The sequence below is a fragment of the Methylobacterium sp. TK26 genome (assembly GCF_055361565.1).
The window spans coordinates 3,999,252-4,011,049 of the sequence record NZ_CM143965.1 but is presented as its reverse complement, the minus strand read 5'-3'; the positions used below and the strand labels follow the sequence as shown (position 1 = coordinate 4,011,049).

Below are 11,798 nucleotides of genomic sequence, written 5' to 3'. Positions count from 1 at the left end.
TCGGCCCATAATTCGGGGGCGACGTCCCGTTGCGCGCCGCCCCCGTTTCCCGCACACCGGGTCCGTGACCGAGACACCCCGCTCCCCCGCCCTCCCCGGTTTGCTGCCCGATCTCGGGCGGCGAAGTCTCGTAATGGGCATCCTCAACGTCACGCCGGATTCCTTCTCGGATGGCGGGCTGTTCCGGGGCGAGGCCGAGGCCCGTGCCCAGGCCGAGAGGCTGGCGGCGGAAGGGGCGGCGATCCTCGACATCGGCGGCGAATCCACCCGCCCCGGCCACACCCCCGTGCCGGCCGAGGAGGAGCAGGCCCGCGTCCTGCCGGTGATCCGGGCGCTCGCCGGGCACCTTCGGATCCCGATCTCCATCGACACCTACAAGGCCTCCACCGCCGACCTCGCCCTCGCGGCGGGCGCCGGAATCGTCAACGACGTCTGGGGGCTTCAGCGCGAGCCGGACATCGCCTCGGTGGCCGCCGCCCATGGCGCCCCGGTCATCGTGATGCACAACCGCGAGACCATCGACCCCGGCCTCGACATCGTGGCCGACATGCTCGCCTTCTTCGACCGCTCGCTGGGCATCGCCCGCAAGGCCGGCATCCCGGACGGGGACATCGTGCTCGATCCCGGCGTCGGCTTCGGCAAGACCTGGGAGCAGCATCTCGAAGCCCTGCGGCGCCTGCCGGAGATCCGGGCGCTCGGCTTCCCGCTCCTCGTCGGCGTCTCGCGGAAATCGCTGCTCGGGCGCCTGCACGACCGCGAGACCAAGCCGGCCGACCGGCTCTACGGCTCCCTTGCCGCACATGCGCTCGCGGGCACGCTCGGGGCCGACATCGTGCGCGTCCACGACGTCGCCGCCCATGTGGACGCGATGCGCGTCGTCGATGCGGTGATGCGGCCGGAGTCGCGGGCATGAGCGACCATATCCGCGTCGAGGGCATCGCCGTCTTCGGTCGCCATGGCGTGTTGCCGGAAGAGGAGGTGCTGGGCCAGCGCTTCTATCTCGGCCTCGACGCCGAGCTCGACCTCGCCCCCGCCGGCCGGGCGGACGACGTGGCCCAGACCGTGAGCTACGCGGACCTGACGGCCATCGCCGTCTCCATCGCCACGGAGCGCCGCTTCCAGCTCATCGAGGCCCTGGCCGAGACCATCGCGCAGGACATCCTGGCTGGCTTCCCGGCCATCGCGGCGATCACCGTGCGGGTCGACAAGCCGAGCGCCCCGGTGCCCGCGATCCTGGAGCGGGTCGGCGTCACCATCACCCGCCGCCGGGAGGGCGCGCGGTGAAGGCGTGGCTCGGCATCGGCAGCAATATCGGCGACATGGCCGCGATGCTGGACCGGGCGGTGGACAAGCTCGCCGCCATCCCCGGCATCAGGGTCGTCGCCCGCTCCCCGGATTACCGCACCCCGCCCTGGGGCAAGACGGACCAGCCCTGGTTCCTGAACGGCGCGGTCGCCATCGAGACCGATCTCGTTCCCCATGCCCTGCTCGACGCCTGCCAGGGCATCGAGCGCGACCTCGGCCGCATCCGCGAGGAACGCTGGGGCCCCCGGATCATCGACATCGACGTCCTGGCCTACGAGGGCGCGGCGGTGGAGGACGAGCGCCTCGTCCTGCCCCATCGCTACGTGCGCGAGCGCGCCTTCGTGCTGGTGCCCCTGAACGAGATCGCCCCCGACCTGACGATCGGGGGCGAAAAGGTGAGCGATGCGTTGGCCAAGCTCGACCAAACGGGGATCGCGCGGGCCTAAGCCCGCCCCTACCGCGTGTTGCTGAGCAGCAGGTCCGGCAGCCACATGGCGATTCCGGGCACGAGGCACAGGATCAGGATCGCCACCGCCATCAGGATCACGAAGGGCAGCGTGCCCCAGATGATGTCCGAAAGCGGGATGTCGGGGGCGATGTTCTTGATGACGAAGATGTTGAGGCCCACCGGCGGGTGGATCAGCCCCATCTCCATGGTGATCGTCATCACCACGCCGAACCACACGAGGTCGAACCCGGCGGCCTTGAGCGGCGGAAGGATGATCGGCGCCGTCATCAGGATGATCGAGACCGGCGGCAGGAAGAAGCCGAGCACGATCACGAGGCCGAGGATCGTCAGCAGCAGCAGCCAGGGCGAGAGCTGCATCGCCACGATCGCCGCCGCCGCCGATTGCGAGATGTGGAGGTAGCTCATCACGTAGGCGTAGAGGAGCGACATGCCGATGATCAGCATCAGCATGGTCGATTCCCGCAGCGTCGCCGTGAGGATCGGGTTCACGTCACGCGCCCGCCACACGCCGTAGATCGCCGCGATCAGGGCCAGCGCCAGCAGGCCGCCGAGGCCCGCCGTCTCGGAGGGCGTGGCGTAGCCGCCGTAGAGGGCCACCATCACGCCGGTCAGCAGGATGACGAAGGGCGCCACGCGGGGCAGCGTCGAGAAGCGCTGCGCCATGCTGTACTTGTCTTCGGCGAGGATCGGCGAGGCCGGGCCGCCGTTCTCCAGCACCGCCTTGGCGGTGGCGTATTCGGAGCGGAAGCGGAACATCGCCCAGGTCGCGAACAGGCCGACCAGCAGGAGGCCCGGCCCGATGCCGGCCAGGAACAGCCGCCCGAGGGATTGCTCGGCTGCCACCGCATAGAGGATCATGGTGATCGAGGGCGGCAGCAGGATGCCGAGCGTGCCGCCCGCCGCGATGATGCCCGCCGCGAAGCCCGGCGAGTAGCCGCGCTTCCTCATCTCCGGGATGCCCGCCGAGCCGATGGCCGAGCAGGTCGCGGGGCTCGATCCCGCCATGGCCGCGAACAGGGCGCAGGCGAAGACGTTGGCGATGCCGAGCCCGCCGGGGATGCGGTGCATCCAGGCATGCATGGCCGAGTAGAGATCCTGCCCCGCCCGCGAGCGGCCGATGGCGGCGCCCTTCAGGATGAAGAGCGGGATCGAGAGGAGGGTGATGGAGGCCATCTCCTCGTAGACGTTCTGCGCCACCGTATCGAGGGAGGCGGCGGGCATGAAGGCCAGCATAAAGGCCAGCGCCACCGCGCCCAGCGCGAAGGCGATGGGAATCCCTGAGAGCATCGCCCCCAGGGTGGCACCGGCGTAGAGGAAACCGATCGTCGCGACGCTCATCGTGTGTCCCCTGCCTCAGCCGCGAGCCTGTCCGGCCTTTTGGCCGGTGCGGACGGTCTTCCCCATCGGGTCGGGACCGGCCGGCGTCACGTCCGGGCGTCCCCTCATGTCGCGGTTGATGTCGGCGCCGAGCCCGATCTTCGGCCGGGCCCAGCCGGCGCCGCTCGGGCCCAAGCGGATCGCCTCGGCGATCTGCAGGGCGATCTGCAGGCAGAGCAGGCTCATGCCCACCGCCATCAGGGTGTAGGGAATCCAGAGCGGCGGACCCCAGGTCGATTGCGAGACCTGTCCATCGACCCAGGCCTCGTGGTCGAGGGACCAGCTCTTCCAGGCGAAGAACAGGCAGAAGGCGAGGCTGACGCAATCGACCAGCACCAGCCGCACCCGGTTGACGGAGGGCGGCAGCAGGCCGGTCAGCGCCTCGATGGCGACGTGGCCGCGCTTGGCCTGCACCGCCGCCGCCGAGCCGAAGGTGGCGCCGACGATGAGGAACACCGCCATCTCGTCCTGCCACTCGGTTGGCTCGTGGAAGACGTAGCGGATCACCACGCTGTAGCTGAGCACGAGGCAGGCGCCGAACAGCGCCAGCCCGCCGAACCCCATGATGATGCGGTTGATCGCCTTCGACATCCGGTCGAGCACCCCGAGGGTGCCGGGGATTCGCGGCTCGGGCGGGGCATGCGCCTCGGAGATCGCCGTGGCGGCGTCGAAACCGTGACTCACGAAACCTGCTCCGCCAGCTTGAGGAGTTCCGCGCAGCGCGCGCTCTTGCCCGAGAAGTCCTTCCAGGCCGTGCCCCGGGCGAGTTCTCGCCACTTCTCGATGTTGGCGTCGCTGAGGTCGTGGATCTGCACGCCGCGCGCGCCGTAGATCTTCACGAGTTCCTCGTCGTCGGCCTTGGCGGCGGCGAAGGAGAAGGCCTCCATCTCGCGCCCGACATCGACGAGCGCCTTCTTCTGCTCGGGGGACAGCCCGTCGAAGACGATCTTCGACATGATCAGCGGTTCGAGGACGAACCAGAACGAGCGGCCCCGGCCGGCGGTGAGGTTCTTCGTCATCTCGTCCAGGCGGAACGAGATCAGGCTGGTGGACGAGCTGATCGCCGCCTCCAGGGCGCCGGTCTGCATGCCGATATACATCTCGCTCGACGGCATGGTGGAGACGATGCCCCCCATCGCCTGGAACATCATGTCGATCTCGCGCCCGCCGCCGCGCACCTTCACGCCCTTCACGTCCTCGGGCAGGAGAATCGGCTTCACCTTCGAGGCGACGGAACCCGACTGCCAGACCCAGGTGAGGATGACGACGCCCTTCTCGGCCAGCGTCTTGGAGAATTCCTCGCCGATCCTGGCGTCGCGCCACTTGGCGGCCTGCTCGTAGCTCGCCACGACGGCCGGCATCAGGGCGAGGTTGGTCTCGGGCACCTCGCCGCCCGCGTAGGAGAGCGGCACGAGGCTCATGTCGAGGGCGCCCTTCCGGACGGCGCTGAACTGGGCCAGCGTCTTCATGAGCGACGAGGTCGGGTAGACCTGGACTTGCAGGCCGCCGCCCGTGCGCTTCTCGAGTTCGGCGGCGAAGCGGCGGGCGATGCGGTCGCGGGCGTCGCCCTCCTCCAGGGTGCCGCCGGGAAACTGGTGCGACAGCTTCAGGATCTTCGGCGCTTGCGCGCGCAGCACGGCCGGACAGGCGACGAGGCCGCCCATCGCCAAGGCCGCGCCAAGGACATGGCGTCGTGTGATCACCGGCTTCCCCCCTGTTCGGTCGCGGCGTTCCTGCGCCGTCGGCCGCACCCGCGGCAGACCATCAAACGGCCGCATGGCGGGATTTCATCCCTGTCCGCGCGGCCGGTCGGTGACAGTTCCGGCTAGGCCACCTGCTCCGCGAGCTTCAGGAGCTCGGCGCAGCTTGCGTTCTTCCCGGCATAGTCCTTCCAGGCCGTCGCGCGGGCGATGTCGCGCCACTTGCCGAGCGTCGCCTCGTCGATCTGATCGACCTTCGCGCCCGCCTTGGCGAACAGCTCCTCGACGCGGGTGTCGTCCGCCTTGGCGCCGGCCTGGCCGAAGCTCTCGAGTTCGGCGCCGGTCGCCATGATCGCGTCCTGCTGGTCCTTGGGCAGGCCGTCGAACACGATCTTCGACATCATGATCGGCTCCAGCATGAACCAGTAGGAATGCTGGCGGCCGGAGGTGAGCGCCTTCGACAATTCCTCCAGGCGGAAGGAGATTAAGCTGGTGGAGGAGGTGATGACCGCGTCGCAGGCGCCGGTCTGCATGGCGGCGTAGGATTCGTTCGACGGGATGGAGAGGGTGGCCGCGCCCGCCTCCTTCATCATCATGTCCATCTCGCGGGAGCCGCCGCGCACCTTCATGCCCTTGGCGTCGGCGGGGCCGACCAGCGGGCGTTCGCGGCTCGCGACGCCGCCCGCCTGCCACACCCACGAGACCAGCACGATGCCCTTCGCGGCCAGGATCTCGGTGAGCTTGCGCCCCACGGGGGCGCTCTTCCAGGCGATGGCCTGATCGTAGGAGGTCACGAGGGCCGGCATCAGCCCGATGTTCATCTCGGGCACCTCGCCGCCGGCATAGGGCGCCGGGTAGAGCGACATGTCGAGGGCGCCCTTCCGCATGGCGCCGAACTGGGCGTTCGTCTTCATCAGCGACGAGCCGGGATAGACCTGCACGTCCAGCGCGCCCTTGGTCTTCTCGCCGACCTGCTTGGCGAACATCCGGCACATCCGGTCGCGGAAATCGCCCTCGTCGATCGTCCCGCCGGGGAACTGGTGCGACAGCTTGAGCGTGGTGGCCGCCTTCGCCCCGCTCAACCCGAAGCGCAGGAGCGCCGGGGCGGCAAGGGTCGCGGCGACGAAATGGCGTCGTGTGGGCGTCATGGGCACCTCCCGCGCCGCACAATGGCGGCGAATATTGTGTGCGCTGCGGTATTCATCGATACCATTCTGATATGCAGAAGAAGGCCTCTTGTATATTTTGTCAACGCCCTCGCATAATGGTTGCGCAATTCGGGGCATCAACGAACCCGGACGCCAGGACGGGAGGGGGAGGATGAGCCGCGCTCAGGATCTCCGGCAGACGATCGAGGACGAGATCGTCGAGGGGCGGCTGGCCCTGGGGGCGCGCCTGGACGAGGTGCAGCTCGCGGCCCGGTTCGGCGTGTCGCGCACGCCGATTCGCGAGGCGCTGCTGCAACTGGCGGTGAGCGGCCTCGTGGAGACGAAGCCCCGGCGCGGCACGATCGTCAGCTCACCGGAGCCTCACAACCTCGTGGCGATGTTCGAGACCATGGCCGAGATCGAGGCGGCCTGCGGGCGGCTGGCGGCGCGGCGCCTCGCCGCCTCGGACAGGGAGGCGCTGGAGGCGGCGCTCGCGGCCTGCGCGGCGGCCTCCGACGATTGCGAGGCGTATTACGCCGAGAACTACGTGTTCCACGGCCTCATCTACCGGGCGAGCCGCAACGCCTTCCTGGCGGAGCAGGCCCTGACCCTGCACCGCCGCCTCGCCCCCTACCGCCGGCTGCAACTGCGCGTGCGCCAGAGGCTGCCGCAATCCCTCGCGGAGCACCGGGCCATCGTGGAGGCCATCCTCGTCGGCGACGACGCCCTCGCGGCGGACCGCCTGCGCAGCCACGTCCTCGTGCAGGGCGACCGCTTCGCCGACCTCGTGGCGGGCTTGAGGGCGCCGGACGCGGCCTAGGCCGCACCGAGGTCGACGTAATTCGCCGCGATCACCCGCTTCTTGCCGCGGATATGCTCCCGCAGCAGGCTCCCGAGGGCGGCGCCGTCGCGGACGCGCAGGTGCACGATCATCTGCTCGTGCTCCGACATGGCCTGCTGCCACTGGTCCTGCGTCTGGTGGGCGCGGTAGCGCGAGCGCTGCACCCGGCCCGACAGGCTGAGATAGATGCTTGTCAGCGTCGCGTTGCGCGCCGCCGCCATGATCGCCTCGTGGATCAGGCGGTTATGGGCGAAGTAGCCGGCCTCGTCCCCCGCCTTGAAGGCGCTGACCATCGCGTCGTGATCGACCTGGATCGCATCGATCTCTTCGTCGGTGATGGTGCGGCAGGCGAGGTCGCCGGCCGTCGCCTCCAGGCCCGCGATGACCTCGATCATGTCCTCCAGTTCGGCTTCGGTGATGCTCGCGACGCGGGCACCCCGGTTCGGCAGCAATTCGAGCAGGCCCTCGGTGGCGAGGATCTTGATCGCCTCGCGCAGGGGGGTGCGCGAGATGCCGAACCGCTCTGTCAACTCGCTCTCGTTGATCCGTTCCTTCGGCTCCATCTCGCCGGACTGGATCAACTCGCGCATACGGTCCGCCACCTCGTCATGGAGGTAGCGGCGGCTGATGCCGAAGCCGGATTCGATCTTGTTCATGCGCACACACAGAACCCGCCCGGTCGCGCACGACCGAGCCACTGGAACAATATGTGTAGGTGCACCTGTATTCAGTGTCGAGGCGTCAAAGCTTGGTCGAGCACGCGGATCACATGCTTGGCCTGGATTCCCAGGCCGTCGTGGATCTGGTGACGGCACGACGTGCCGTCCGCGACCACGAGATCCTCGGGCCCCGCCTGCCGCAGGGCCGGGAACAGGGACAGCTCCGCCATGGCGAAGGACACGTCCACCGTGTCCTTGCCGTAGCCGAACGCCCCGGCCATGCCGCAACAGCTCGACTCGATCACCCGGACATCGAGACCAGGCACGGAGCGCAGCAGCGTCTCCACGGGGCCCATCACGCCGAACGACTTCTGGTGGCAATGCCCGTGCAGATGCGCCAATCGGCCGCCCTGATGGACGAAGGGCAGGCTGATCCGCCCCGCCGAAAGGTCGCGCATCAGCAATTCCTCGATCAGCAGGGATTGCTGGGCGAGCGCCTGCGCCTCCTCGCCCGGTAGCAGGGCCAGGAACTCGTCGCGGAAGGTGAGCAGGCAGGATGGTTCCAGCCCGACCACCCGCGCCCCGGCGCGGACATAAGGCAGCAACGCGTCAAGGGTGCGCCGTGCCTCCGCCCGCGCCCGGTCGGTCTGGCCCGAGGCGAGCCAGGTCCGGCCGCAGCACAGGGGCCGGCGGCCCTTGGCCGGAAACACCCGGTGCAGCCGGTAGCCCGCCGCCGCGAGCACCCGCTCGGCGGCTTCCAGGTTCTCCCGCTCGAAGGCGCGGTTGAACGTGTCGCCGAACAGGATCACGTCGCGGAAGTCGCCCGTGATGTCGGAGGGGTGGGCGGGCTCGCCGATCTCCTTCCACGGCCGCCGCCATTGCGGCAGGGTGCGCCGCGCCGAGAAGCCCGTGACCCGCTCCGACACCGCCGCCAGGGCCGGATGCCGGTCCCGCAGGTTGAGGAGCGGCGCGAGCCGCGCGGCCACGCCCGCATAATGCGGCATCAGCCCGATCAGCCGGTCCTTCAGGGGCAGGCCGTGCTTGGCGTGGTAATGGTGCAGGAACTCGACCTTCATCTTGGCCATGTCGACGCCGGTCGGGCATTCGCGCCGGCAGGCCTTGCACGACACGCAGAGGTCCATCGTCCGCTTCATCTCGGGGCTGGTGAAGGCGTCGGTCCCGAGCTGGCCGGAGATGGCCAGCCGCAGGGAGTTCGCCCGGCCGCGCGTGAGGTGCTGCTCCTCCTTCGTCACCCGGTAGGAGGGGCACATCGCCCCGCCCGCGAGCTTCCGGCAGGTGCCGTTGTTGTTGCACATCTCCACGGCGCCGCCGAAGCCGCCCCAGTCCGCCCAGTCGAGGGCCGTCCGGGCGGGCGCCGTCACCGCGTAATCGGGCTTGAAGCGGAACAGGCTGCGGTCGTCCATCCGCAGGGGGCGGACGATCTTGCCGGGGTTGAGGTGGTTCTCCGGGTCGAACCCGTCCTTCACCGTCTCGAAGGCGCGGGCCAGCGTCGCGCCGAACAGCGGCTCCACGAATTCCGAGCGGGAGATGCCGTCGCCGTGCTCGCCGGAATACGAGCCCTTGTAGCGGCGGACCAGTTCCGAGGTCTCCTCGGCGATGGCACGCATCTTCGCGACGTCGCCCCCGAGCTTCATGTCGAGGATCGGGCGCACATGCAGGCAGCCCACCGAGGCGTGGGCGTACCACGTGCCCCGCGTGCCGTGCTTGGTGAACACTTCGGTCACGGCGTCGGTGTAGTCGGCGAGGTGTTCGAGGGGGACGGCGCAATCCTCGATGAAGGACACCGGCTTCGCGTCGCCCTTCATCGACATCATGATGTTGAGGCAGGCTTCCCGCACCTCCCAGACCGGCTTCTGCCGGGCGGGCTCGATCACCTCGACCACCGCGTTCGGGAAGCCGTGGTCGGCCATGCAGGACTCGAGGCGCTTGAGGTCGCGCTTCAGGGCCGCGAGGTCGTCCCCCGCGAATTCGGCCAGCAGCAGGCAGTTCGGCTTGCCGCGGGTGATGTCGGCCAGCGTCGTGCGGAACAGCGGGATGTCGGCGCCGAGCACGAGGACGTTGTTGTCCACGAGTTCCACCGCCACCGGGTCGAGGGCGACGATGTGCCGGGTCGTCTCCATCGCCGCGCGGAACGAGGGGAAATGGCAGACGCCCATCACCCGGTGCGTCGGTAGGCGCGAGAGCTTCAGCGTCACCGCCGTGGTGGCGGCCAGCGTCCCCTCGGACCCGACGAGCAGGTGGGCGAGGTTCGGCCGGTCCATCACCAGCGCATCGAGGTTGTAGCCGCCGACCCGGCGCTGCACCTTCGGGTAGCGCGCCTCGATCTCGTCCCGGTGGTCGTGGGCGAGGCGCAGCATCCGCACCGCGAGGTCTTCCGCCCGCGCCGATCCGGCGACGCCCGAGGCGTCGTTGCCAGTAAGGGAGAAGGCGAAGGGCTCGCCGTCCGGCAGCAGGGCGCGGATCGCCAGCACGTTGTCGCGCATCGTGCCGTAGCGGAGGGAGCGGGCGCCGCAGGAATTGTTGCCGGCCATGCCGCCGATGGTGCAGCGGGTCGCCGTGGAGGGCTCGACGGGGAAGAACCACCCATCCGCCTTCAGCCTTGCGTTCAGCCGTTCCAGCACCACCCCCGGCTCGACGGTGATCGTGCCGGCCTCCGCATCGTAATCGAGCACGCCGTTGAAGTGGCGCGAGCAATCCACGACGAGGCCGGTGCCGATGGGCTGGCCGTTCTGCGAGGTGCCGCCGCCCCGCATGATGACGGGCACGCCGTGCTCGGCGGCGATCTGCAGGGTCGCGGCGATGTCGTCGCCGGAGCGCGGCAGGACCACGCCGGCGGGGGTGATCTGGTAGATCGAGGCGTCGGTGGCGTAGCGCCCCCGGGTGAAGGCGTCGAAGCGCGCCTCGCCCTTGAGCCGTTCCGCGAGCCGCCGGGCCAGCCCGGCATCCTTCCGCGCCGCCGCGCGGGGTGTCTCAGCCGTCCCTGCCGCCACGAATTCCCCCCGTCGAGCCTCGTCCGGGCTCTCTTCTGCGGGCGATTGTATTCAAGATTCAGGCGGACGGAAGTCCGCCTGAGGGGGGATGCCACGCGGCATGGTGCGGCGGTGGGGTGGAAAGAAGAATGGTGTCCCCGGCAGGGGGGCGTGCCGAACACTAATCAACCAACGATAACAGTATCTTGCCAACGCCAAGTCCGCGTAATAAGTAGGAGTGGCTTGTTGGTAGTCAATATGAAATTCGCTTCAAACGAATGGTTCAGGCTTTCGCCCTCGCGATCCCCCTATCGATCTTAGCCTTTAGAACGAACAGAAAATCCCCTAGGGCCAAAGCGAACTCGACTGCCTGTTCGGCTTCCTTCGGAGAGACATGCGGATTTTCCGAGTCTGCATGTCGCGGGCGATTTGATCCTAGGCGAACCGAATGGGCCCACTCACCCATGCCCTCCGTAAGCTTATGGTCTGCAACTGCGGATTCGATGCGCTTGTAGACCGAGCCCTCGGTATAGCTAAGCTCTTTCAGCATAGCATCGACAGCACTTCCTGCCATGACCGCTGAAGCATCGGGAGCGTGAAGAGTATCCACCGCCTGTTGCAGAAATTTTCTTGCTATCGGGGGAATGTCTTCGTGAACAGATCGCGTAGATGGGTAGAGACTGATGATATCGCTTTCGTGAATGCTCCCGTAAGCCTCCGGTCTTGCCCGAGCCAAAACGACTGAACCACACGTTGTGCAGCTATATCCCGCCCAGAGTTCTTGTTTGCCGCCATCAGCTCGTTCGGTGATGGTAGGGGGCCATCGCATAGCGAGCGTCGGATTAGCACGTTTGCAGTGCGGGCATCTCGGCAGAGCGAGATGTTGGCTGAGCTGCATTACATTTCTCCGGGGATCAGGCGACGAAAGCGCTCAATCGAGCTTCAATGCAGCGTGTTGCCGCCCTCCTCAGCCTCAGGAATTAGCTCTGCCGTCAAAGCCTCCGTTAGAGGGAACTCCAGCACAAGCTCCGCTGCGTCATCAGACACAAACAATACCGCACTCATCAGATCGGGATCGCTGTCGGCGCCCTGGAGCAATTGCAGCGCCAGCACTTTGGCGGCCTCCCAGGCTTCATCGGCGTTCGCCAACTCGCGGCCATCGGGGTCCACAATCACTTCATCACCAATGTGAGTGTGAAAGAAGTAGCGCTGCATCCGCCCTCCGCCTTGTCGCCCTGTCCCTGCTTAGTTCCGCCCCGAGGGGTCACGCACGTGAGGCGTCACCCGAGACAGGCGGGAGTTGGATTTC

12 protein-coding genes are annotated in these 11,798 nt (G+C 68.2%); 4 read left to right on the top strand and 8 right to left on the bottom strand.

The window, feature by feature from the left end:
• Positions 1-133 precede the first annotated feature (133 nt).
• The 3 genes from folP to folK are packed head-to-tail and all read left to right on the top strand — an operon-like array spanning position 134 to position 1,751.
• Positions 134-913 carry a dihydropteroate synthase gene (folP, locus tag ACXJ1Y_RS19540; RefSeq protein ID WP_463850181.1) on the top strand — a complete coding sequence of 260 codons (780 nt, stop codon included), beginning with the start codon at positions 134-136 and terminating at the stop codon, positions 911-913.
• The gene (folB, locus tag ACXJ1Y_RS19535; protein ID WP_463847760.1) at positions 910-1,284 is read left to right on the top strand and encodes a dihydroneopterin aldolase; all 375 of its coding nucleotides are present in this window, start codon (positions 910-912) and stop codon (positions 1,282-1,284) included. Before folP ends, folB begins: the two co-directional genes overlap by 4 nt.
• Entirely contained in the window at positions 1,281-1,751 is a 471-nt protein-coding gene (gene folK, locus ACXJ1Y_RS19530; protein ID WP_463847759.1) for a 2-amino-4-hydroxy-6-hydroxymethyldihydropteridine diphosphokinase, read from the top strand. Before folB ends, folK begins: the two co-directional genes overlap by 4 nt.
• 8 nt (positions 1,752-1,759) lie before the next feature.
• Here folK and ACXJ1Y_RS19525 read toward each other — a convergent pair whose 3' ends face one another.
• The 4 genes from ACXJ1Y_RS19525 to dctP (ACXJ1Y_RS19510) all read right to left on the bottom strand — a co-directional run bounded on the left by ACXJ1Y_RS19525 (position 1,760) and on the right by dctP (ACXJ1Y_RS19510) (position 5,999).
• Positions 1,760-3,112 (bottom strand): TRAP transporter large permease, encoded by a 1,353-nt coding sequence (locus ACXJ1Y_RS19525; RefSeq protein WP_463847758.1) that lies wholly within the window; start codon positions 3,110-3,112, stop codon positions 1,760-1,762.
• Positions 3,113-3,127: 15 nt separating this feature from the next.
• On the bottom strand, positions 3,128-3,835 hold the full coding sequence (locus tag ACXJ1Y_RS19520) for a TRAP transporter small permease (protein WP_463847757.1): 708 nt from the start codon (positions 3,833-3,835) through the stop codon (positions 3,128-3,130).
• Positions 3,832-4,815, bottom strand: a complete 984-nt coding sequence (gene dctP / locus ACXJ1Y_RS19515; protein WP_463850180.1) for a TRAP transporter substrate-binding protein DctP — start codon at positions 4,813-4,815, stop codon at positions 3,832-3,834. The genes ACXJ1Y_RS19520 and dctP (ACXJ1Y_RS19515) overlap by 4 nt, the downstream gene beginning before the upstream one ends.
• A gap of 161 nt (positions 4,816-4,976) precedes the next feature.
• Complete coding sequence (gene dctP / locus ACXJ1Y_RS19510) at positions 4,977-5,999, bottom strand: TRAP transporter substrate-binding protein DctP (RefSeq protein WP_463847756.1); 1,023 nt, start codon at positions 5,997-5,999, stop codon at positions 4,977-4,979.
• A 172-nt stretch (positions 6,000-6,171) separates the two neighbouring features.
• Here dctP (ACXJ1Y_RS19510) and ACXJ1Y_RS19505 point away from each other — a divergent pair, with 172 nt between their 5' ends.
• Entirely contained in the window at positions 6,172-6,819 is a 648-nt protein-coding gene (locus ACXJ1Y_RS19505) for a GntR family transcriptional regulator (protein ID WP_463847755.1), read from the top strand.
• On the opposite strand, the gene ACXJ1Y_RS19500 is transcribed toward ACXJ1Y_RS19505, so the two are convergent.
• The 4 genes from ACXJ1Y_RS19500 to ACXJ1Y_RS19485 form a co-directional block, all read right to left on the bottom strand.
• Positions 6,816-7,496, bottom strand: a complete 681-nt coding sequence (locus ACXJ1Y_RS19500) for a GntR family transcriptional regulator (RefSeq protein WP_463847754.1) — start codon at positions 7,494-7,496, stop codon at positions 6,816-6,818. The genes ACXJ1Y_RS19505 and ACXJ1Y_RS19500 overlap by 4 nt on opposite strands.
• Positions 7,497-7,567: 71 nt before the next feature.
• Positions 7,568-10,510, bottom strand: coding sequence for an FAD-binding and (Fe-S)-binding domain-containing protein (locus ACXJ1Y_RS19495; protein ID WP_463847753.1), 2,943 nt, complete (start codon positions 10,508-10,510; stop codon positions 7,568-7,570).
• Between the two features lie 262 nt (positions 10,511-10,772).
• Positions 10,773-11,318 (bottom strand): DUF4145 domain-containing protein, encoded by a 546-nt coding sequence (locus ACXJ1Y_RS19490; RefSeq protein ID WP_463850179.1) that lies wholly within the window; start codon positions 11,316-11,318, stop codon positions 10,773-10,775.
• 113 nt (positions 11,319-11,431) lie between these two features.
• Entirely contained in the window at positions 11,432-11,704 is a 273-nt protein-coding gene (locus ACXJ1Y_RS19485) for a DUF6894 family protein (RefSeq protein ID WP_463847752.1), read from the bottom strand.
• Between the last annotated feature and the right edge of the window lie 94 nt (positions 11,705-11,798).

Excerpts from the sequence above, each read along its gene's own strand:
- folP (WP_463850181.1), top strand. The coding sequence starts at position 134 with ATGGGCATCCTCAACGTCACGCCGGATTCCTTCTCGGATGGCGGGCTG.
- folB (WP_463847760.1), top strand. The coding sequence starts at position 910 with ATGAGCGACCATATCCGCGTCGAGGGCATCGCCGTCTTCGGTCGCCAT.
- ACXJ1Y_RS19525 (WP_463847758.1), bottom strand. The coding sequence starts at position 3,112 with ATGAGCGTCGCGACGATCGGTTTCCTCTACGCCGGTGCCACCCTGGGG.
- dctP (WP_463850180.1), bottom strand. The coding sequence starts at position 4,815 with ATGGGCGGCCTCGTCGCCTGTCCGGCCGTGCTGCGCGCGCAAGCGCCG.
- dctP (WP_463847756.1), bottom strand. The coding sequence starts at position 5,999 with ATGACGCCCACACGACGCCATTTCGTCGCCGCGACCCTTGCCGCCCCG.
- ACXJ1Y_RS19505 (WP_463847755.1), top strand. The coding sequence starts at position 6,172 with ATGAGCCGCGCTCAGGATCTCCGGCAGACGATCGAGGACGAGATCGTC.
- ACXJ1Y_RS19500 (WP_463847754.1), bottom strand. The coding sequence starts at position 7,496 with ATGAACAAGATCGAATCCGGCTTCGGCATCAGCCGCCGCTACCTCCAT.
- ACXJ1Y_RS19490 (WP_463850179.1), bottom strand. The coding sequence starts at position 11,318 with ATGCGATGGCCCCCTACCATCACCGAACGAGCTGATGGCGGCAAACAA.
- ACXJ1Y_RS19485 (WP_463847752.1), bottom strand. The coding sequence starts at position 11,704 with ATGCAGCGCTACTTCTTTCACACTCACATTGGTGATGAAGTGATTGTG.